Source organism: Croceitalea dokdonensis DOKDO 023, assembly GCF_001306415.1.
GTDB lineage: Bacteria > Bacteroidota > Bacteroidia > Flavobacteriales > Flavobacteriaceae > Croceitalea > Croceitalea dokdonensis.
On the sequence record NZ_LDJX01000002.1, the window covers coordinates 68,449 to 91,449 of the forward strand.

Sequence of the window (23,001 nt, forward strand, 5' to 3'; positions counted from 1 at the left end):
ATCCATGGTTTTTAGGCTTAAGAAAACCTATCAGCCTTTTCCCGCTATTCGCAAAATATCACCAAAAACACCCCTTGCCGTAACGGCCGCCCCTGCTCCTGCACCCTGTATGACAATGGGATGATCACCATAAGATTCCGTAAAAATCTCTACAATGGAGTCCGCTCCAGATACCTGGCCCAACGCGCTGGATTTAGGAACCGATATCAGTTTGGCTTCCAAAATACCTTTGTTTTGTTGTAAATTACCGTACAAATCTCCAATATAACGCAATACATGGTTTGGTTTTTGTGCCTTTTTAATAGCGTTGAATTTAGCATCCAACACATCTGGGCTGGCTAAAAAGGCGGCAACGCTCACCTCTTGCAATTCTTGGGGAATAAGGTTGTCAATGGAGATATCTGCAAACTCATTTTCCAAATCCAGCTCACGTGCCAAAATCAGTAATTTTCTTGCCACATCGTTTCCGGAAAGGTCTTCCCTAGGGTCTGGCTCTGTATAACCATTTTGCATAGCGGTCTGCAATACTGCTGAAAATGGCTGGTCACTCTCAGAAAAGGTATTGAAAACATAACTTAAAGAACCGGAAAAGACCCCTTTTATCTGGGTAATGTTCTCACCGGAAAGGTGTAGGAGCTTTATGGTATCTATCAATGGTAAGCCCGCCCCCACATTAGTTTCATACAAATACTGTTTTTGGTGCTCCTCTAATTTATCCCGGACCATTTGATAGTAATCAAAATCTAAGGTATTCGCTATTTTATTGGAGGAAACCAAATCAAAACCAGCAGAAATCAACTCAAAGTATTGACTTACAAAATCCGTGCTTGCCGTGTTGTCAATAGCGATAAGGTTTTCTAAATGGTATTCTTGTGCAAAGTGTATGATATCTTGTAAGGCGTATCCCGGAGCCGTAGACGCCAATTGCTCCTCCCAATCTTCACCCACTCCTCTGGGGTTCAAGAGTACCTTTTTAGAATTGGCAACTGCAAATATCCTAAGGTCTATTCCTTTTCTTTGGTTGATTTTATCATGTGAGTGTAAAATTTGACGAATTAACGTACCCCCTACCGTTCCATGTCCAAATACCGCAATGTTGACGCGTTTGCTCACACCAAAAATCTGCCCGTGCATCACATTGACCGCTTTTTTCAACATCTTTTTCTCCACAACCAAACTAATGTTCTTCCCGGATATGGTATTATTGAATAACAGCGGGACGATACCATTTTTAATCAATGCGTTGTACGGATGGTGAAATGTGCTTAAATCCTGCCCCACAACGGAAATCACCGCAATATCATTTTTAATGGTAATGGTATTAACGTCCTTATCAGAATAATCCGTGGCAAACTCCTCATCCAAAGCAACCTTGGCGGCGGTTGCCCTATTAGCATCTACGACCAACCCAATTCCCCGTTCTGATGAACCTTGGGAGATGATGCTAACGCTAATATCATGTTTTCCCAAAGTGTTAAAAATACGTGCATCAATACCTACCTTGCCCAAAAGCCCACGACCTTCCAGGTTGATCAAGGCCACATTTTCAATGACGGATAGCGAGCGTATGCCTTCTTTTTTAACTTTAGAACTGATTAAAGTACCCTTGGAATTTTCATTAAAGGTATTTAAAATCCGAAAGGGAATATTCTTTTCGATTAACGGGATTATAGTTTTGGCATGCAGGACGGTAGCCCCAAAATTGGCCAGTTCATTCGCCTCTTCGTAAGACATTTGTTCAATAATTTTGGCCTCGGGCACATCATTGGGATCAGCGGTAAAAATACCATCCACATGGGTATAGTTCAACACCACGCCCGCATCCAAATAATTTGCCAAAAGTGCTGCGGTATAATTGCTGCCATTTCTGCCCAAAGTGGTGGTTTCCCCCTTTTCATTGGCGGCAATAAATCCCGTGATAATGGGTACGGCGTCATTGGGCAAGCCCGAAAAATAACGCAATACGTTGGCTTTTGAAAGCCTTTCCTTGATTCTAGCATTGCCAAAGGAATCGTCTGTTGCCAGCAATTTTCGGGTGTCCACCAAAACGGCTGGAACCCCACGTTCTCGCAAAAGGTTCACCACCAACTTACATGATAGAAGTTCCCCAAAGGAAAGCACCTCATCCTTGGTTTTTAGGCTATAGTCACCAAGTAGGGAGACCCCTTTCAACCTTTTGGTCAGTTGCGCCATTTCTGGAGTGATGTCCACGGTAATGTCAACATTGGTTTGATAGCGTTCAAAATGGGCCAAAGCCTTTTCATCTATTTTCCCGTTTGCGGCAGATTCCAAAAGTTTTTCCAAGGTATCCGTAGCCTTTTCACGCGCAGAGAGCACCACTCCAATGGCCTCTCCTCCTTGATATTTTTTGGTAATGATATCCAATACACGTTGTAAACCTTCCCCATTGCTAAGCGACTTTCCACCAAACTTTAAGATTTTTAAGCCCTGCTGGGATTTCTTGCCGTTAAAAACAGGTTCCAAGAGCCGTTGTAATTGCTGAAATTCTATGAGAAATGCATCATGCCCATGAACGGATTCTACCTCACCATAGGTGACATTGGCCTTGGCCTGAGCCAATTGCTTAAAAGTCTCCTTATTCTCCTCTGCCGTAAAAAACAAATCTGAATTAACACCAATAATATGGATATTGGCTGCACTGCTTTCTATGGCCTCAAATGCCTGTTGGCCACCTTTGGTAATATCAATGGTTTTTAACAACTGGTTCATTAACCGATAGGCCGAAACCTGAAAACGCTCCTGTAATTTTTCCCCATGGTGCATTAACCAACTTTCAACGTTAAAAATCTTTAACGCTTCATTGGTGCTACGTTGGAAGCGTTTTTTGAAAGATTCCGGTGTTCTATAACACAACATAGCGTGCATACGGGCATCATGGACGGGCTGACTGGAATTTTTTAAAATCTGCTCTTGTATCTGGCAATTGGCAATAAGCCAATCTGTGGACTTCCAGTCTGATGCCACGGGTATTAAATGTTGCGTAATATTTGGTTGTAAAGCCACCATTTCCCATGCTATTCCGCCTCCCAAAGACCCCCCTATCAATCCAAACAGTTTATCTATGCCTAGTTGCTGTAATCCTGCCAAAAAAATACGGGCTACATCGGAGGCAATGAAATCCTTATAATTTTCAATAATGAATCCATCATATCCATTTCCAGGAATGTTAAAGGCCAATACGGTAAATTTTCGGGTATCTATACACTTACCATCGCCAATAATGGCATTCCACCACCCATGCTCCCCTGCAACATTGGAGTTTCCGGTCAACGCATGGTTCACCAAGACCACCGGAGCACTGTGCAGCGGTTGGCCAAAAAGTTCAAAAGACAAGGGAACATGTTGCTGGTGTCCGCTATGGGTCGTAAAATTCTGTATTTCAATTTTTTGTAGCATGGGGTAACACTAAAATAAACGGTAACGGTAACATTTAAAACAAGCCTATCCGCCAGCTAGGGTGCAGCCAAAACCCACAAGCTTTTACTGCTGAGGCATTTTCACTGCACCCAATATGACATGGCAATCCTTATTTAGGCCAAAACTGAATTACCTACGGCCGCAAATGCCGCTTCAAGGTCTGCCTTTAAATCCTCAACATCCTCAAGTCCAACGGATAAGCGAATTAAATCTTGGGTGACACCGGCACTTCTTTGCTGCTCTTCACTTAATTGCTGATGCGTGGTACTTGCCGGGTGTATGATCAAGGATTTAGTATCCCCAATATTGGCCAGCAAGGAGAATACTTTGGTGGCATCCGTAAGTTTTTTGGCCGCTTCAAAACCACCCTTAACACCAAAGGTCACTAGGCCGCTTTGTCCTTTTGGAAGGTATTCCTGGGCAAGCTCATAATATTTATTGCCTTTTAAACCGGGATAATTTACCCAAGCCACTTCTTCCCTATCCTGTAACCATTCTGCTAATTCCAATGCGTTGGCACTATGTTGTTTGATGCGGACCGGTAAGGTTTCCAAGCCTTGTATGATCTGAAAAGCATTAAACGGACTAATGGCCCCACCAAAGTCACGCAGCCCTTCTAAAATTAGTTTGAACGTAAATGCGGCGGCACCCAAGGCTTCGCTGTACACCAAACCATGGTATCCCGCAGAGGGTTCTGTAAACTCAGGAAACTTTCCATTGGTCCAATCAAATGTTCCTGCATCAATAATGGCGCCGCCAAGGGCCGTGCCGTTTCCGTTAATGTATTTGGTCAAGGAATGAATGACCAAATTTGCCCCATGCTCAATGGGATTTAAAAGCCCGGGGGTTGCCACGGTATTGTCCACGATAAAGGGAACTTTGGCCGCTTTGGCCTCTTTGGAGATGGCCTTTAAATCCAACACATCTAATTTTGGATTTCCAAGGGACTCCACAAATATGGCCCTAGTATTTTCCTGAACCGCTTTTCCAAAATTGGTGGCATCTTCTGGATCTACAAAGGTGGCGGTGATCCCTAATCTTGGCAGTGTCACGTTTAAGAGGTTAAAGGTACCGCCATAAAGACTGCTAGATGCCACGATATGATCGCCAGCTTTTAACAAGGTTAGCAATCCCGTTGAAATGGCAGCGGTCCCGGAGGCAAACACTACAGCACCAACTCCGCCCTCAATGGCCGCCAAGCGTTCCTGCAAGATTTGATTGGTGGGATTGTTTAACCTAGTGTAGATAAAACCCAATTCTGCCAATGAAAATAAATTGGCGGCATGGTCCGTGTCGTTAAAGACATAAGATGTGGACTGGTAAATGGGCACGGCCCTAGTGCCAGCGGTTTGGGTGGTGTCATGCCCGGCATGTAATGCATTTGTTGCTAATTTTTTTGTACTCATGATTTTGTTTTTTAAAAATTAAAATGATTAAAAAAAGCCAAACCTTAAGCCGCCGACCTTGCGGTTAAGTAAAATCAAAAAGTTATAAGAAAGTGTTTCGAAAGAATATTTCGATGACTGTTATCCTTCCCACCATGCCGGCTCATACCGTCAAGGAATCCCAAAACATTGGGCTGGGTAGAATTTAGCACCTTCTTTGCAAGGGGCAAAGGGTTGCTAAGGCTTCAAAGGGTCTAATCCCTCCACCTTTCTTGATAACTATTCAATACGTGTTTGAACTTCTGTTGGACAAATATAACGTCAGAAAAATTTAAAATCCTAATGAAAGTTGATAATTTAACAAAAGTCTAGTGGTTTAGTGGGGTATTTAATCAGATATTCTTTTGTAGTTAAGCATCGAAAACTACAGCATTCATTGACAAAATAATGATACTCTTCTAAAAACTTTCCCATTATTCCAACAAAATACGATACACATGCTTTGCCAAATCTTGTTCAAATTGAGCATTCCTAATCTCATTGGCGTTATACTCCGTAAAATTACAGCAGTCTTCCGTTTTCCGAACCGCATCAACAAAAAGTTCAAAGACTTCTTCGCCATCCAATGCAACGCTGAGGGTCACAGTTTGGGTTTGAAATCCAATGGAAAAGATTACTATAATATTTCTAGCATTTTCTGAAATGAAGTCGAAGTCATAGGCAGAATCGTCTTCGCTATCCATTACACTAATGGCACTTTCCGTAAAGGTCCCATTGGTGAAAACATGCTCACCCATTGTTGCATCAATAATATCAAACTGAAAAGCCATTGGTGGCGTAAAGCAGGCGATATCATCACATTCGTCACAAGAGTAACAAAACAGTAATAAGAAAATCGGAATAAGCAATTCCAGTTTTTCGTGGTATGTTAATACAAAAGTTCCTTTACCTCAACACCGTAAACTCCAGACTAGAATCCGTAAATACGGTGTGCGTCTGTGTTTTAAAGTCTTCCTCATTGGCCTTAAAGATATTATCCACATAGGTCTGCGGATTTAAATCTATCAAAGGAAACCAGGTACTCTGTACCTGTACTTGGAGTTTATGGCCCTTTTTAATCGTATGGAAAACGTCTTGAAGCTTAATGGAAACCGCAGTTTTCTGGTTGGGCACAAAGGGCTCTGGATGGGAAAAACTATTTCTAAATCTCCCGCGCATGACCTCGCTCCGGACCATTAAATGGTAGTTGCTCATTTTTAAATGATCTTGCATTTCTTCATTGGTTTCAGCCTCCGCTGGGTGAACATCTATCACTTTAACGATCCAATCTGCCGCATCTCCAGTGGTGGCCACCTTTAAATTTGCCATAATATCCCCGGCCAAGGTGAGGTCTTCTTCCATTACCTCGGTCTCAAACACCAAAACATCGGAACGGCGGGCCGCAAAACGTTGGTCATCCGTCATATATTTTCTGGGAGTAAAAACAGATTTGATGTCCTCTGAATAAGGAACCGGTTTTTTAATGTCACTGATAAACTGTATCCCCTTTATGTCTTTCTGTTGGCTGGTAAGTTGTTGGTTATCCGATAAAAACATAAGCTGTTTCTCCACTCCTTTTGGTGGCCAAGCATCGTACTGTTTCCATTCTTTTTTACCAGAATCGTACACATAGGCTTCTGGAAGCCCTGTATTTCCATCGGCTTTGCCTTTTAAAAAGTGATTAAAAAATTTGGTCTCAATCTCATCCTGATAAAAGTTGGAAATGGAGTCCCCAAAATAGTAATTGCCCACTAGGTTACGTTCGCTCCTTCTTGCCCAACGCCCATGATCCCATGGCCCAAAGACCATGGTATTGTAACCACTACTATATTTTTCTATATTTTTATAAGTCTCCAATGGACCATATAAGTCTTCGGCATCAAACCACCCGCCAACGATCATTGTTGCCACATGGGATTTAGATTTGTCCAAATGCTGGATCAACCCACGACGTTGCCATAATTCATCATAATTGGGATGCTCCTTAAGTTCGTTCCAAAAGAAATCATCCGTCATATCATCAGGTGCCATGGAGACCTTATCGTTAAGACCATACTCAAAAAAGGAGTTTAAATTTTTAAGCGGGCCCTTATCCAAAAAGAATTGGTACTGGTCTTCCGTACCCAAATCTGGTAAAGTGTACCAAGCGGTGTCTATAGGCTGGTCCCCATTGGGGCGTGGTGTTCCAAAAAGGGAGGTGGCCCTGAAATAACTTAACAGATAGGCCCCATTGTGATGGAAATCGTCAAAGAAAAAGTCACCGATACAAGCCTGTGGTGAAGAAGCCTTTAAAGCCGGATGCGCATCAATGGTGGCATAGGTGGCGTACATTCCGGGATATGAAATTCCCCAAACCCCAACATTCCCATTGTTGTTCTCTACGTTATTGACCAACCATTCTATGGTATCATAGGTGTCCGTGCTCTCATCTACTTGGGTACTGTCCGTTTTGTTGGGGATGTAAGCGCGCATGTTTTCATAGTGGCCCTGGCTCAACCAACGCCCGCGTACATCTTGGTAGACAAAAATATTGCCTTCCTTCATCAAATTTACGTTGGGTCCGATCTGTTTTTTAAAATTCCCCTCCCCATATGGTCTTGAGCTGTATGGGGTGCGCTGCATTAAAATTGGGTATTTTATGGAGGTATCCTTTGGGGCATAGATGGTGGTGTGGAGTGTAATTCCGTCCCTCATTTTGATATCCACTTCCTTTTTGGTGTAATGATCTTGGACATAGGTGTCCATCACTTCTGCTGTGTCCTTCTTTTGGTTGGTTTTGGCACATGAGCCCATGAACACCGCAACGGCAAAAAGGACAATAAAATTGAGTATAACTTTCATAGCGATCGGTTTCTGTTTATCCGTTCTAAAACTACAAAGATTTATCCCGTAAAACCAAGTTTCCTACCAGGCAGAAAATAGGCCAAAACCATAATATAGGTGCAGAAGTAAGGTATTAGCCCGGCAACTACGTGTAAGCGTTGTATATTTTGAACAATTTTGTGGATTGGGCAGAATTATCCTGTAGCAAGAAGTACCAGCTTCACCCTGTTGGCGGCAGGCGGACCTTACATTAAAATTTAAGCAGGAAGGCCCCTTCTCGATACTGCAGTTGGTCACTAAAAATCACGCGCCCAAACCTTTTATGGTTTCCGCTTATAAACATGCACAACAGCTTACGTTTAGCGCAATCTGTTACACATCAAAGTCCAAAGGCGGCTTTAACATCCTCCACCCTATCCAACTTCTCCCAAGTAAAGAGTTCTACTTCCTTTTCTATCCTACCGTTATAGGGCGACTCAAAAACCTTGGTCACCAACTCTGGCCTTTTGCCCATATGGCCATAGGCAGCGGTCTCCAAATAGATGGGATTACGCAGTTTTAATCGTTCTTCTATGGCAAAGGGGCGCATATCAAACAAAGCTGCCACTTTTTTGGCGATTTGCCCATCTGATAGCCCAACGTTTGCAGTGCCATAGGTATCTACAAAAATAGAAGTGGGCTCCACCACCCCAATGGCGTAACTTACCTGCACCAAAATTTCATTGGCGACACCCGCAGCAACAAGATTTTTTGCGGCATGCCTGGCCGCATAGGCAGCACTGCGGTCTACCTTACTGGGATCTTTACCACTAAAGGCACCGCCACCGTGTGCGCCTTTGCCACCGTAGGTATCCACAATAATTTTACGGCCGGTTAAACCGGTATCCCCGTGTGGACCACCGATGACAAACTTACCCGTGGGGTTTACGTGATACGTGATTTTATTGGTGAACAGCCTTTGGACCCGTTCCGGAAATTGGGCGATGACCCTAGGCATTAAAATGGAAATGATGTCCGATTTTATCTTTGACAACATTTTTTCGTCCTCATCAAAATTGTCATGTTGCGTGGAAACCACAATAGTATCTATCCTTTGGGGAACATTATCATCTGAATACTCTATGGTGACCTGGGCCTTGGCATCTGGCCGTAAATAAGGAATTTCAGTACCATCCCTACGCAGGTCGGCCAATACCTGAAGTATTTTGTGCGAAATATCCAGCGCCAAGGGCATGTAATTTTCGGTTTCCTTGGTAGCATACCCAAACATCATTCCTTGATCCCCTGCACCTTGTTCCTCTTTGCTGCCGCGATCTACGCCTTGGTTAATATCCTGTGACTGCTCGTGAATCAAAGAAATCACGCCACAAGAATCCCCACTGAACTGATATTCCCCTTTGGTGTACCCAATCTTATTGATCACGTCCCGTGCAATGGTCTGCACATCCAAATACGTATCACTTTTTACCTCGCCAGCAAGCACTACTTGTCCCGTGGTAACCAAGGTTTCACAGGCTACTTTACTCTGGGCATCAAACGCCAAAAAATTATCTAAAAGTGCATCACTGATCTGATCGGAAACTTTATCTGGGTGTCCTTCACTCACAGATTCTGAAGTAAATAAATAAGGCATGTCTATGTTTTTTTGAAGGCTCTGACGGAATGCATGGAAGTAGTTTACAAAACTGTAGAACTGCTTTAGCATTTTTACATAACCGCATACGGGTCATTGAGGTTGCAATCAGTCAAATCCTTCCTCATGTAATGGATGCCAAAAGTACATATTTGAAGCTTAATTCAAAATTTTGAAATCAAAATAAAACCTTAATGTATTTCAGCCCATTTTTTTCATCATGCTGGATATACTTCGTATATTGTTGCCCCTCTAAGTTATTACAATAATCAGCTAGAAATACCAGACCATGCACATTGCAGTAGCCGGAAACATTGGCGCAGGAAAAACCACCTTAACCACCCTCTTAGCCAAACACTACAAATGGGAGCCCCATTTTGAGGATGTGGTGGACAATCCGTATTTGGATGATTTTTACACGCAAATGGAACGTTGGAGCTTTAACCTTCAAATCTACTTCTTAAATAGCAGGTACCGTCAAATTTTAAAGATTAGGGAGGGCAACAAAAAAGTGATTCAGGATAGGACCATCTACGAGGACGCCCACATTTTTGCCCCCAACCTGCATGCAATGGGCCTGATGACCAATAGGGACTTTGAAAATTACAAAGGACTTTTTGAGCTTATGGAAAGTTTGGTGCAACCACCAGACCTTTTAATTTACCTAAGAAGTTCCATACCCAACTTAGTGAACCAAATCCACAAGCGCGGCCGTGATTATGAAAATAGCATTTCCATAGACTATCTGAGCCGTTTAAATGAGCGTTATGAAGCCTGGGTAAATACCTACGAAAAAGGCAAGCTGTTGGTGGTAGATGTTGATGCCCTAAATTTTGTGGACAACCCAGAGGATTTAGGTGAGGTCATCAATAAAATAGATGCTGAGATTCACGGGCTGTTTTAGTTCATTGCACAAAACCATGTGTTTTGGCATGCTTATAAGCTTCCTCAGTTTTGTTGACCAGTAAGAAGGGTACGTCGGTATATTCTTTGAACAGATTTTCAATGCGTTTTATTCGCTTGCTATCGTTCACACTGCGAAGGTAGATGGCCTTAATTCGATTCGGGAATTTTTTTGACACCTCAATGTAAATATCCCCATCTTTTTCTCCACTGTCCCCAATCAAAATAAACGGAAGTTCAGGATAGGTTTTCAAGACATTCACAATCTCATGGTATTTGTGGGGCCACTCTCCTGGCTTCTTCCTGGCACGAAAGCTGGCCATTCGCCGTAGCAAAATTGGTCCTTTTGGAAAATTATTGGTTTTCAGAAATAGTTCCAGATAGCGGTAGAGATTCCATGGGCTATGGCTTACGTAAAATATGGGATTGGCTGCCTTTCCAGATTTCCCCAAATGCAATTGGTGGTAAAATTCGGCTGTGCCTTCAAGGGCTCTTCTCTTGGTCGCACTTTTAAAAAAGGTATTGAGTATCAACTTCCATTTCAGGGACGAAACCACGCCAGTATGTAAAATGGTATCATCAATATCACTGATGACCCCAAACGCTGAGGTGGTATGTGGAATCAGCATTTCTATCGGAAATCGATTCTGGTGCACTACTTCGCGATGCAAGTGCATGTTGGAAAACGAGGCTTCGGCCAACAACCAGCCTTCTTGGTTTATTAATCCTGACAAGCCGTCGACCTTTTCATTCAACAAAAAATAGCCATGATCATCCGTGGTCGTGGTCAGACTTTCTCCGTTCGTCAATTTGACGATAAGGTCTGCATGCTTGATTTCATCGGTTTCAAAACGTTTCCAAGAATTGCGGATAAGATTGAAAAGTCCTTTCTGATTCAAATCAATTTCTTCATCCTCAAGGGCTCGTCCGCGAAGGTACAATCGCGAAGTAGTACCATAGCTTTGAAAGCCTATGACCTGAAGTTTGTCTTTTTTGAACAGCCCCATAAAAACAAAGATAACAGGCTTTTGAAGTGTGTTTTGTGCTTTCGGTTCCTTTTATGTTGCTATTGTAAATAAGAACGGAAGATATCTTTTAACCAGGGTAAAAGATTCGAGTGTTGTTACTATCCTAAGACTTATTATTACTATTATATTTTTTTTTTAGTTCTTTCTCAATTAAATAAATCAAAACAATGCAGCCAAATAAGAAATAGCTAACAAAAATTATTAAGCTCATTCTAATTTCTATATCAAAGATTAATCCAAGCAGGGACATGAAAAAAATTATAATCCCAAAACGAATTAATTGCCTCCCTGCATATTGTTGGGAGTAATCCCAAATTTCTTTGGATTTCATTGAAGTTTTTGTCCTATAACCATAAAAATGATTAATCTTTTTTGGTGGCTTTTTCACCAAAATATATCCGCTAATACTTAACAAGGGTCCTAAGAAAAATGGGGCTATAAATAAAATATTATTAGTCTCAATCATAATTTATTTTTTAAATGCCAAAGGTGTGGTTTAGATTGTTTAGAAAAAATATTTTATATTGTAGGATTCAAATATATCTTAACTTTTAATCAGTTTAGTTTTTATTGATAAGAACTTCTTCAATCGTGAAAACTCAAACTCTCTTTCCAGAGGTTGCAAATACATTATTAGAAGTGCAGTCATTGCAAAGAAAAAACTGAACAAACCATGGACCCATACTAAAGAAAAAAAACGCCTTTTAGGGTAAGTATGGAGCGTACCTTGACACTTTTTCCTAAAACAAAAAAACCTGCAAAGCGAACTTTGCAGGTTTTAGTTGATTCAATGACGTTCCGATACATTTGGAAGGTCTAACCTCCTTATTCCACGCGTATGGCACTATTGTATGCCTCAACTTGGGCCTTAACCTCTTCCTTGGTAGCTCCGGTAAACTCTTTTACCGTTTCTTCTACCACGTCCCCATTGGATACGGTGGATGCGATAACCGTGGCTTTATAGGAACCATCTTCCAAACTGTTCATTTCCACAGCTATTTTTTGCTCCACCTGTTTTTGAACCATTTCCGTAGCTATTTTTTCTTCATTGTAAGCCATCATGGTATCTGCACTAATGGCAATACTTGGTGCAATCACCAAGGCTACAACGGACATTAATTTTAGTAAGATGTTCAAAGAAGGTCCAGAGGTATCCTTAAAAGGATCACCAACGGTATCACCAACTACGGCGGCCTTATGCGCCTCCGTACCCTTTCTACCTTGTTCTTCAATCATTTTTTTGGCGTTGTCCCATGCGCCACCAGCATTGGACTGAAAAATAGCCATTAGAACCCCACAAGTGGTTACACCGGCCAAAAGACCACCTAACATTTCTGCACCACCCAAGAAACCAACGGCAACTGGGACGGCAATGGCCAGTAAACCTGGCAACACCATTTCCTTAATGGAAGCCTGGGTAGAAATCGCCACGCACTTATCATATTCCGCAACCCCATCCGCAGCATCAAATGTTGCTCTCTGCTCTGGTGTGGCTTTGGACATATCAGAATCAACAGCTCTCATTACTTCCAGGGCCGCTTTTAGTTGTGGAATGTCCCTAAACTGTCTACGAACTTCTTCAATCATCGCCATGGCTGCCCTACCTACTGCATTCATGGAAAGTGCAGAGAATACAAATGGCAACATCCCGCCTACCAATAGACCGGCCATAACTGTGGGTTTGGACACATCAATGGCAGCAACATTGGCCGTTTGCATAAAGGCAGCAAACAACGCCAAGGCCGTTAAGGCAGCAGAAGCAATTGCAAAACCTTTACCAATGGCAGCCGTTGTATTACCTACAGCATCCAATTTATCCGTACGCTCCCTTACCTCCGGCTCTAATTCTGCCATTTCGGCAATACCACCGGCATTGTCAGAAATTGGTCCGTAAGCATCAACAGCTAATTGAATTCCCGTGTTTGCCAACATCCCTACTGCCGCGATGGCAATACCGTACAAGCCTGCAAAATGGTGGGAAACCAAAATCGCAATGGCGATAAAAATAATCGGGAACATGGTGGACATCATCCCAACACCTAATCCTGCAATAATAGTGGTTGCAGCGCCCGTTTCTGACTGACGCACAATGGAGTTCACCGGTTTTGTACCCGTGCCCGTATAATATTCGGTAATTTTTCCAACAGCAAGACCAGCAACAAGACCGGCTACAACAGCCATAAATACCCCAAATGAACCATATTCAACCCCGCCAAAAATCCAGCTTTCCGGCAACATATTATCGATGATGAAATAGGAGGCCACCAGCATTAAGGCAGCAGAACCAAATTCACCAATATTAAGCGCTGTCTGTGGGTTACCACCGTCTTTAACCTTTACAAAGAAAGTACCTATGATAGACATGATAATACCTATCGCGGCCAATACCAAGGGAAGGTAAACCGCACCTAAACCGTCAAAAGCACCAGCAAAAGCAGGGATTTGGGTAAAAGCAGCACCCAATACCATGGTTCCTATAATGGAGCCCACATAAGACTCAAACAAATCCGCACCCATACCAGCTACGTCACCTACATTGTCTCCAACGTTGTCTGCAATGGTTGCAGGGTTTAAAGGGTGGTCTTCTGGGATACCAGCCTCTACCTTACCTACCAAATCCGCGCCAACATCTGCCGCTTTGGTATAAATACCACCGCCCACACGGGCAAAAAGTGCAATAGAAGAAGCACCAAGGGAAAAACCGGAAAGTACATTAAGCACTTCACCAAGTTCCCAACCTTGTCCACTATAAATCATGAACAAACCGCTTAGCCCCAAAACACCGAGACCTACAACACCAAGACCCATGACGGCCCCTCCGGCAAAAGCAACTTCCAAGGCCTTGCCCAAAGAGGTTCTGGCTGCATTGGTGGTACGAACGTTTGCTTTAGTGGCAACTTTCATCCCTATAAAACCCGCTAAGGCAGAACAGATGGCACCTACGATAAACGAAACGGCAACCATTCCATTGGAGCCAACCTCATTGCTTCCTTTAAAAAATAAAAGGATAGCGACAGCGGCAACAAAAACAGAAAGAATTTTGTACTCCGCTTTCAAGAAAGACATTGCCCCATCCGCGATATTTTTGGCGATACGGGCCATTTTAGCATCACCAACCTCTTGTTTGGATACCCAGCCGCTTTTAATAAAAACGTACACTAGTGCCAAAATGCCAAAGGCAGGCAAAAACTTTACGATTAATTCCATAATTATTAGTTATTTATAGTTTTTAGAGTGGCGCAAATGTAGTAAAACACCCAGTAATAAAAAAAGCATCCCACGAAGTGTGGAATGCTTTAAAAATCCTTATAGGTTTACGGGTCAATTAAATCACAAAAGTGCGCTTCTTTTTGTGCTCGCTATCCTCATAACGCTTAACGCACTCTATGTATATTTTTTTGGCTTCCTCTGCATCTCCCCATCCACCGGTATCCACCTTTTTCTTTTCCAAATCTTTATAGACTTGGAAGAAATGCTCTATTTCCTTAAGCCTATGGGGGTTTAAATCGGCAATATCATTTCTTTTATTCCAAATGGGATCGGAGACCGGCACACAGATAATTTTTTCATCGGGTCCTTTTTCATCGGTCATATGAAAAACCCCTATGGGTTTCACCTCCATGACCACCATGGGATAGGTAGGCTCCGTGCCCATGACCAGCACATCTAGCGGATCTTTATCCAATGCCAAAGTTTCTGGAATAAAACCGTAGTCCCCTGGATACATCATAGAGGAGAAGAGGGTTCTATCGAACCTGATTTTGTTTAGGGTAAAATCATATTCGTACTTATTTCTACTTCCTTTTGGAATTTCTATCAACACATCAAACGACGTCACTTCTTCAATACTCATACACTAATTTTTATTACTACGTACAAAATTACGTTTAGCTAACGGAATGAGCGTGAAGATAGTATTAAGAATGTAAGGTATTACTGTAATCCCTAGCCTAAAAGCTAAACCCAAAGGAGCCGGTGACCCCAAAAGGTCTTGCGTTAGGGGCATCCAAATAATTTCCCCTAAAGTTAAAATCTATCCTAAATACCTTAAAAATATTGCCTACCCCAAAAGAATATTCATAGTAGGGCGCTGCATCTGGAGCCAATAGCGGTATGTTGGTGGGGGAACTTAGTGCGATATTAGCTTGGGAAATAGTGCCCCAAGCCGCCCTAAAACCCATAATTTCCCTGAGGTTAAGTTTGCGCAATAACGGAATCCGGGAAAACAGACGGCCGTTAAAATTATGCTCTAGGTGCATAGTGGCGTAGGTATCGGTGACAAACTCATAAAAATCTAGGTTCGGAAAGGTATTGTAAATGGTGAACAAGGTCTGGTTGCCCGGTATTACGCTTAACAGACCTAAGGGCACCTCCCCAAAGGTCTTGCCCAATTCCACGGTACTGGTCAACCTTCCCAATCCGCCCAGCTGCCACGGTTGTGTGTAGGAAAACTGTAAACGGCTGTAATCAAAATCACTTTCCAAAAACCCTTGCAGCCCTGCGGTATAATTTAACAACAACGTACTGTAATTACTGTTCACGTCATAACGTTCCACCCCATAGCCAATAGTCTTTTTTCCGGGAGTGTACACCAAGGTGGTATTAATGTCAAACTGTTTAATTTCCGATGCTATTCCCGTTGGTGAAGTTGGATCTATAAAATCCAAACTAAAGTCTTCTGGCAAGGCAGACCTAAGATTTCTGAAGGATGCCCCTACCGAAACCCTGAAATTTTGGACCGGTTCCATCTCAATATTGGCCACTGCTAAATTAATGTTGGTCAAACGGTTATTGTTACCCACGGTCACCAAAGCGGAGGAGGCAATACTCCTGCCCAAAACATCCGTGGTACTGGTTAGGGTGATGCCTAACTGTTCCACATCCCTGCGATGCCCCCCTGACAAAATAAGGCGGCTCTTGCGGTCCAGCATAAATTTACCGGACAACCCATGCTTAAACCGTCTATCCATGAAACCATAGGCGCCATAACCTTCCAAACGCCATTGATCGTTTTGACTAAAAAAGGTTCTTGCCCCGGCCCTTAAACGCACCCCTTCCGCATCGTTAAATCCAAAAGTGCTGTAAAGGTCACCAATATCAAGGTTCCATTTATCAATTTCTACATACCCAGATGCCAAAATACTGGCCATATTATAGAAGGTATTGAACTTAGGCACCGTCTTTAAGGTATCCAACAGTTTAAAAATCCCAGACTCATCCTCATTTAATTGTTCCAATCTTGCATTGCCCCAAAAGGTACTATCCCGCTGAAATACCCTAGGGTCATAAGGGTCAGAAACGGTTTTGTAGAACTTTTCCGGCAGGTCTGTATTAAAATTATAATGATCGTAGACCGTTGTCCTTTTTCCATAGACCCCCTTGGATTCCTCCTTTTTGGATAGCGCAAAATCACTGAGCATATAATCCCGTTTCAGAAGAAAAACAGAATCGCTCACCACCTCAAAATCCTGTTCTATATACACTTCTTTTATCCAATTGATATTGGCGCTTTTGGTCACCTCTAGGTTTATTTTTTTTATGGCGAAGGTGGTATCATTTACCCAAAAATCACCTTTAAACGTAAGCTCATTGTTTCGTCTTGGATAATAAATGATATTATAGCACCACTTGTGGTCTATATACGCACTATCGGACAAGACGTAATTGTAAGTATCTATACCTGTTTTGGAAAGTGGACTCGTAAAACTCTTACTAAAAAACTTTAGATAATTGTCATAAATGTTATAATCCGTGTACAAATCTTCTATAAAAGCGGTGATGGCTTGGTTGCCCCCAAAACCTGAACTTTTATTGCCTTGAACTTCCACTTTTTCCAAATTATACCGGTTATCCCCATACACTTTGGAGGCCACCTCGTTCAAAAAAATCGGCAGATAAGTCTTGCCGGTGATTCTAGAGGTATCCAAATCTTGGAACACAAACTCCAGCCCTTTAAAAACCTTACTTTTTATAAGCGCACTATCAATGGTATTAAGATCAAACTCAATTTTTTCATATTTATCATAGGCGTAACTTTGGTATTTCTTAAGGCCATTTTCCCTTTTCTTGGCCCATATTTTTCTAAGAATGGCTATGGCAGGGTTATTTTTCTTGGATTGTTTCCCGGTATAGACCACTACTTCACCAAGGGCTTGGGCCGCATCTACAAGTACTATGGCAAGATCATAGTTCACTTTTTTCACTAACGGGATTTCCCTAGTCTCATAGCCAATAAAGGAAACCACCAAGGTATCATAGGTTTGCTCAGACTCCAAATAAAAGCGGCCGTTATCATTACTAATGGTGCCTTCAGAAGAATTCTTAAAAACAATATTTGCAAAAGCGACAGGTTCCCCAGACCCGTCCGTCACCAAACCGCTTACTTTGCTTTGGCCAAAACCAAAAACATGGCAACATAGGATGATAAGGATAACCAAGGGTTGTTTCATGTCAATTTTACTCCCGAACACGATGAAATAGATGCTTTACATTAAGTGGAACCATTTATCAAAAACAAAGCCCCGCCAACATTTGTCGGCGAGGCTATTATAACTTACGTAGTACATTTTAGCTTTTGTACATCACCTTCTTCACGCCTTTGATGACATCCCCACTATTGGGCAACCATTCTTCCAACAAAACTGGGGAATAGGGTGCTGGGGTATCTGCCGTGTTGATTTTAACCACTGGGGCATCCAGATAGTCAAACGCCTTATCTTGGACATGGTAGATGATTTCGGTGGCCACATTACCAAAGGGCCAAGCTTCTTCTAGGATGACCAAACGATTGGTTTTCTTCACGGAATTAATGATACAATCAATATCCATGGGCCTCACGGTGCGCAAATCAATGATTTCGCAGCTAATTCCTTCTTTTTCCAATTCATCGGCAGCTTTGTAGGCCTCTTTAATGATTTTTCCAAAGGAAACGATGGTAACATCGGTGCCAGCCCTTTTAATATCGGCTACGCCCAATGGAATGGTATACTCGCCTTCCGGAACTTCCCCTTTATCCCCATACATTTGTTCAGACTCCATAAAAATTACGGGGTCGTCATCGCGTATAGATGCTTTTAACAATCCTTTGGCATCGGCGGGGTTGGAAGGAACCACCACCTTTAGGCCTGGGCAGTTGGCATACCAACTTTCAAAAGCCTGCGAGTGGGTTGCGGCCAATTGCCCAGCAGACGCTGTAGGACCCCTAAATACAATGGGACAAGCAAATTGGCCACCAGACATTTGCCGTATCTTGGCGGCGTTGTTTATAATTTGGTCAATACCTACCAAGGAAAAATTGAAGGTCATAAATTCTATGATGGGCCTATTGCCCAACATGGCAGAACCAACGCCTATGCCGGCAAAACCAAGCTCGGAAATGGGGGTGTCCACTACCCTTTCCGGACCAAACTCATCCAACATTCCTTTGGAAGCCTTGTAGGCACCATTATACTCAGCGACTTCCTCGCCCATTAAATAAATGGTATCGTCCAAACGCATTTCTTCTGACATCGCCTCGCAAATGGCTTCCCTAAATTGTAGTGTCTTCATAAATTTCCTCTCCTAGATTAAGATTCTGTCGCTTTAAAAACGCAAGCAAAAATAGGAAATATTACAGCAAACTATACGGCATACTTTTTAAAAAAACTTGAAAAATTTACTATGCATGCATAGTAAATTTAGGATTGTTTCAGTATCTTTGACAGAGAAAAATTGAAATCATTATGAAGATTCTTGTTTGCATAAGTAATGTACCGGACACTACTTCAAAAATAAACTTTACCGAAGGAGATACTAAATTTGATACCAATGGGGTACAATTTGTCATTAATCCGAACGATGAATTTGGTCTAACACGGGCCATGTGGTTCAAAGAAAAGCAGGGTGCTACCGTGCATGTTGCCACGGTTGGCGGAGCGCAAACGGAACCTACCATAAGAAAGGCACTGGCCATTGGTGCAGATGAGGCCATCCGCATCAACGCAGAACCTACAGACGGTTTTTTTGTGGCCAGGCAATTAGCAGAAGTAGCCAAAAATGGGGGTTACGATTTAATTATTGCCGGACGTGAATCCATAGATTACAACGGGGGCATGGTACCGGGCATTATTGCCACCCTTTTGGACATGAATTTTGTGAACACCTGTGTTTCCCTAGAAATTGAGGGTACGGATGCCAAAGCCGTGAGGGAAATAGATGGGGGGAATGAAACCATCGCAACTTCCCTGCCCTTGGTTATTGGTGGACAAAAAGGACTGGTGGAAGAAAGTGATTTACGCATCCCTAATATGAGGGGAATCATGATGGCAAGAAAAAAAGCCTTACATGTTGTGGAGGCCACAGATGCACCAACAATGACAGCCGATGTAAAATTTGAAAAACCAGCGGCCAAAGGACCCGTGAAATTGGTTGATGCAGGGAATATTGATGAATTGATCAGCTTATTGCACAATGAAGCCAAAGCTATTTAAAAGGCCACGTTTAACGATAAAAGAAAAGATATGTCAGTTTTAGTTTATACCGAGTCAGACAAAGGAAATTTTAAAAAGAACGCATTTGAAGCGGTTTCCTACGCATATGAAGTAGCCCAACAATTAGGTGATACCGTTACCGCTCTTGCCATCAATGCCTCTGATTGCTCTGTTCTGGGCCAATATGGCGCAAACAAGGTCAAACATGTTTCAAATGAGCAGCTAACCAACTTCAATGCCAAAGCTTACGCCAATGCCATTGCGGAGGCCGCTATTAGTGAAAATGCAAAAACCATCATTATTAGTTCCAGTGCGGACAGTAAATTTTTGAGTGGCATCCTAGCCGCAAAATTAAATGCCGGTTATGTCCCAAACGTTGTTGCCGCCCCGGTAAGCACATCACCCCTAGTAGTTAAAAGAACGGCTTTTAGCAACAAAGGTTTTGCCCATACTGAAATTACCTCGGAAACCAGAATCATTGGTGTCTCCAACAACTCCTTTGGGGTGGTGGAACATGGGGTCCAAGTCGATGTTGAAGACTTTGCCGTGCAAGTAAATGATAAAGATTTTGGAGCCAAGTCCGTTGAGGTAGACAAGGTGGTGGGCAAAGCCACGATTGCGGATGCCGATGTGGTGGTTTCCGCCGGCAGGGGACTTAAAGGGCCGGAAAACTGGGGAATGATAGAGGAACTCGCAGACGTTTTAGGTGCGGCCACCGCCTGCTCCAAACCGGTCTCCGACCTGGGTTGGAGACCACACGGAGAGCACGTTGGCCAAACGGGAAAACCAGTTGCCAGCAATCTTTACATAGCTATTGGAATCTCTGGGGCCATACAACACCTGGCGGGGGTAAGTGCCTCAAAAACAAAAGTGGTCATTAATACAGACCCGGAGGCCCCTTTCTTTAAGGCGGCAGATTATGGGGTGGTAGGTGACGCTTTTGAAGTTGTGCCGCAGCTGATTGAAAAATTAAAGGAATTTAAAGCCCAAAACGCTTAATTTTTGTTACTTTGCTTCTTTGAAGCGGCTGTTCAAATAATTGTCATTGCCACTTATTTGAGCAGCTTTTTTTGTTTTATCAGGTATGAGCTTAGTACGGTTAAAAATAAAGGGGATTTCTTACAGCCAAACACAAAATGGGGCCTATGCCCTTATTTTAAATGAAGTGGAAGGGGATCGAAAGTTGCCCATTGTCATTGGAGCTTTTGAAGCACAGTCCATTGCCATTGCATTGGAAAAGGAGATTCAACCTCCGCGACCGTTGACGCATGACCTTTTTAAAAGTTTTTCTGACCGTTTTGGCATTACCGTGAAGCAGGTGATTATCCACAAACTGGTAGATGGTGTTTTTTATTCCAGTATTATCTGTGAGCGGGAAGGTGTAGAAGAAATTATCGATGCTAGAACGAGCGATGCCATTGCCTTGGCACTGAGGTTCAACGCCCCGATTTTTACCTATAAGACCATTCTGGACAAAGCAGGTATCTTTCTTAAGTTTTCTTCCAAGGAAACAGAAGACGGGAATAACGACGAAAGCATTGTAGTGGATGAAATCCTACAAGAAAGTGAAACCGTTGAGATTGAAAGCGGCGGTAATACGGGCTACAGGGAACTCACGTTGGATGAACTCCATAAAGAATTAGAGAAGGCCGTTGCAGACGAGGATTATGAAAAAGCGGCCAAATTACGGGACGAAATCTCCAAACGTAATTAATCCACACGGTCTATGCTATCCTTACGGTGCTGGTTTTTTCTAGGGTTTCTATTGCTGGGCTTATCTACTTCAGCAGCTACCCTATCACCAAACTCCATCATTCTTTCATTAAGTGCCTCGGACATGGTTTCTTCCCCGGAAAACATGGTTCCCAACCAAGGTTTTAGCCTCAACACACTTCTTAGGGGAGCTTTGGGAATGGGGGTGTTAATTTTAATAGCTTTTTTATTTAGCGCCAATAGACGCGCCATTAACTGGAAAACGGTTGGCATTGGTCTTGGCATACAAATTATAATAGCGATAGGAGTACTTAAAGTACCCTTTGTACAAACCATTTTTGAGGCCGTTGGCCAAGTCTTTGTCAACATACTGGATTTTACCCGAGCAGGAAGCCAATTTTTATTTGAGGGACTAGTCGTTGACATGGATACTTTTGGATATATTTTTGCCTTTCAGGTATTGCCCACCATCATTTTTTTTTCTGCACTTACCTCCGTTCTTTTTTACTTGGGCGTCATTCAAAAAATAGTAAAATGGCTTGCCTGGTTATTGACCAAATCCTTAGGGATTTCCGGCGCTGAGAGTTTGTCCATTGCCGGAAATATTTTCTTGGGCCAGACAGAGGCCCCGTTGCTCATCAAAGCCTATTTGGAAAAAATGAACAAATCTGAAATCCTTTTGGTCATGATTGGTGGTATGGCCACGGTGGCTGGGGCCGTTTTGGCAGCCTACATTGGCTTTCTAGGTGGTGAGGACCCCGTACTCCGTTTGGTATTTGCCAAGCATTTATTGGCTGCATCCGTTATGGCTGCGCCCGGGGCCATTATTATTTCCAAAATACTATACCCACAAACGGAGCACATCAATACGGATGTACAAGTATCTCAAGAGCGTATTGGAGCCAACCTGTTGGATGCCATTGCAAACGGGACTACGGAAGGACTAAAATTGGCCGTTAACGTAGGGGCCATGCTATTGGTATTTGTTGCTTTTATAGCTATGATCAATGGGGTTTTGGGAGGTGTTGGGGACTGGACGTCCTTTAACGGCTGGATTGCCGCCAATTCCCCTTACGAAAAGTTTTCTTTGGAAGCTATATTAGGTACCATTTTTGCCCCGCTCATGTGGCTTATTGGCGTTGCCAATGAAGACGTAATGCTCATGGGGCAATTACTGGGGATAAAACTGGCGGCAAGTGAATTTGTGGGGTATATACAATTGGCAGAATTAAAGAATTTGGCAAGCTCTGCCCATCTTACCTATAACAAATCCGTCATAATGGCGACGTATATGCTTTGTGGCTTTGCAAATTTTGCTTCTATCGGCATCCAAATTGGTGGCATTGGATCTTTAGCTCCAAGCCAACGCAAAACCCTATCACAATTTGGGATGAAGGCGGTTCTTGGGGGGTCCTTGGCATCCTTGCTTTCCGCTACCATTGCTGGGATGATTTTGGGATAGTAGCCCTTTGCCAAAAAAAAACAAACTCAAGTGGTTGATAATTATTGATAAGTGTCCTAATGTTTTACGCATTGCGGATATTCTATTTCCTTATTTTTAATCTAATTTT

General features: G+C 42.8%; 17 protein-coding genes and 1 riboswitch. Of the genes, 5 read left to right on the top strand and 12 right to left on the bottom strand.

Translation table 11 applies throughout. From position 1 onward, the window contains the following. Nucleotides 1-30: 30 nt before the first annotated feature. The 5 genes from thrA to metK form a co-directional block, all read right to left on the bottom strand. A complete protein-coding gene (gene thrA, locus I595_RS03845) occupies nucleotides 31-3,417 on the bottom strand; it encodes a bifunctional aspartate kinase/homoserine dehydrogenase I (RefSeq protein WP_054558098.1) in 3,387 nt (1,128 codons plus the stop codon). 134 nt (nucleotides 3,418-3,551) lie between these two features. Next, the gene (locus I595_RS03850) at nucleotides 3,552-4,844 is read right to left on the bottom strand and encodes an O-acetylhomoserine aminocarboxypropyltransferase/cysteine synthase family protein (protein WP_054558099.1); all 1,293 of its coding nucleotides are present in this window, start codon (nucleotides 4,842-4,844) and stop codon (nucleotides 3,552-3,554) included. A gap of 118 nt (nucleotides 4,845-4,962) precedes the next feature. Then, nucleotides 4,963-5,105: riboswitch (SAM riboswitch) on the bottom strand. A 191-nt stretch (nucleotides 5,106-5,296) separates the two neighbouring features. Then, nucleotides 5,297-5,653, bottom strand: a complete 357-nt coding sequence (locus I595_RS03855) for a hypothetical protein (RefSeq protein WP_054558100.1) — start codon at nucleotides 5,651-5,653, stop codon at nucleotides 5,297-5,299. Between the two features lie 115 nt (nucleotides 5,654-5,768). After that, the gene (locus tag I595_RS03860) at nucleotides 5,769-7,703 is read right to left on the bottom strand and encodes a CocE/NonD family hydrolase (RefSeq protein WP_172675907.1); all 1,935 of its coding nucleotides are present in this window, start codon (nucleotides 7,701-7,703) and stop codon (nucleotides 5,769-5,771) included. 361 nt (nucleotides 7,704-8,064) lie between these two features. Beyond that, complete coding sequence (gene metK / locus I595_RS03865; RefSeq protein WP_054558654.1) at nucleotides 8,065-9,318, bottom strand: methionine adenosyltransferase; 1,254 nt, start codon at nucleotides 9,316-9,318, stop codon at nucleotides 8,065-8,067. A 289-nt stretch (nucleotides 9,319-9,607) separates the two neighbouring features. On the opposite strand from metK, the gene I595_RS03870 reads away from it, so the two are divergent. Continuing rightward, entirely contained in the window at nucleotides 9,608-10,222 is a 615-nt protein-coding gene (locus tag I595_RS03870; protein ID WP_054558101.1) for a deoxynucleoside kinase, read from the top strand. A gap of 1 nt (nucleotide 10,223) precedes the next feature. On the opposite strand, the gene I595_RS03875 is transcribed toward I595_RS03870, so the two are convergent. The 6 genes from I595_RS03875 to I595_RS03900 all read right to left on the bottom strand — a co-directional run bounded on the left by I595_RS03875 (nucleotide 10,224) and on the right by I595_RS03900 (nucleotide 18,797). Next, on the bottom strand, nucleotides 10,224-11,228 hold the full coding sequence (locus I595_RS03875) for an App1 family protein (RefSeq protein ID WP_054558102.1): 1,005 nt from the start codon (nucleotides 11,226-11,228) through the stop codon (nucleotides 10,224-10,226). Between the two features lie 124 nt (nucleotides 11,229-11,352). Then, nucleotides 11,353-11,715, bottom strand: a complete 363-nt coding sequence (locus I595_RS03880; RefSeq protein WP_054558103.1) for an SdpI family protein — start codon at nucleotides 11,713-11,715, stop codon at nucleotides 11,353-11,355. 359 nt (nucleotides 11,716-12,074) lie between these two features. Further along, nucleotides 12,075-14,456 (bottom strand): sodium-translocating pyrophosphatase, encoded by a 2,382-nt coding sequence (locus tag I595_RS03885; RefSeq protein ID WP_054558104.1) that lies wholly within the window; start codon nucleotides 14,454-14,456, stop codon nucleotides 12,075-12,077. Nucleotides 14,457-14,574: 118 nt separating this feature from the next. Then, nucleotides 14,575-15,102: an inorganic diphosphatase gene (locus tag I595_RS03890; RefSeq protein ID WP_054558105.1), complete on the bottom strand. Its 528-nt coding sequence runs from the start codon at nucleotides 15,100-15,102 to the stop codon at nucleotides 14,575-14,577. A 97-nt stretch (nucleotides 15,103-15,199) separates the two neighbouring features. Beyond that, nucleotides 15,200-17,698: a DUF5686 family protein gene (locus tag I595_RS03895; protein ID WP_054558106.1), complete on the bottom strand. Its 2,499-nt coding sequence runs from the start codon at nucleotides 17,696-17,698 to the stop codon at nucleotides 15,200-15,202. 118 nt (nucleotides 17,699-17,816) lie between these two features. Further along, nucleotides 17,817-18,797, bottom strand: coding sequence for a pyruvate dehydrogenase complex E1 component subunit beta (locus I595_RS03900; RefSeq protein WP_054558107.1), 981 nt, complete (start codon nucleotides 18,795-18,797; stop codon nucleotides 17,817-17,819). Nucleotides 18,798-18,970: 173 nt separating this feature from the next. On the opposite strand from I595_RS03900, the gene I595_RS03905 reads away from it, so the two are divergent. The 3 genes from I595_RS03905 to I595_RS03915 all read left to right on the top strand — a co-directional run bounded on the left by I595_RS03905 (nucleotide 18,971) and on the right by I595_RS03915 (nucleotide 21,431). Beyond that, a complete protein-coding gene (locus I595_RS03905; RefSeq protein ID WP_054558108.1) occupies nucleotides 18,971-19,717 on the top strand; it encodes an electron transfer flavoprotein subunit beta/FixA family protein in 747 nt (248 codons plus the stop codon). A 30-nt stretch (nucleotides 19,718-19,747) separates the two neighbouring features. Continuing rightward, nucleotides 19,748-20,716 carry an electron transfer flavoprotein subunit alpha/FixB family protein gene (locus I595_RS03910; protein ID WP_054558109.1) on the top strand — a complete coding sequence of 323 codons (969 nt, stop codon included), beginning with the start codon at nucleotides 19,748-19,750 and terminating at the stop codon, nucleotides 20,714-20,716. A gap of 85 nt (nucleotides 20,717-20,801) precedes the next feature. Further along, nucleotides 20,802-21,431, top strand: coding sequence for a bifunctional nuclease family protein (locus I595_RS03915; RefSeq protein WP_054558110.1), 630 nt, complete (start codon nucleotides 20,802-20,804; stop codon nucleotides 21,429-21,431). Here the strand turns inward: I595_RS03915 and I595_RS17620 are convergent. Further along, nucleotides 21,428-21,577: a hypothetical protein gene (locus I595_RS17620; RefSeq protein ID WP_245628246.1), complete on the bottom strand. Its 150-nt coding sequence runs from the start codon at nucleotides 21,575-21,577 to the stop codon at nucleotides 21,428-21,430. The two genes, I595_RS03915 and I595_RS17620, sit on opposite strands and share 4 nt — an antisense overlap. Between I595_RS17620 and I595_RS03920 the strand changes: the two genes are divergently transcribed. Then, the gene (locus tag I595_RS03920; protein ID WP_417926336.1) at nucleotides 21,555-22,892 is read left to right on the top strand and encodes a NupC/NupG family nucleoside CNT transporter; all 1,338 of its coding nucleotides are present in this window, start codon (nucleotides 21,555-21,557) and stop codon (nucleotides 22,890-22,892) included. The genes I595_RS17620 and I595_RS03920 overlap by 23 nt on opposite strands. Nucleotides 22,893-23,001 lie beyond the last annotated feature (109 nt).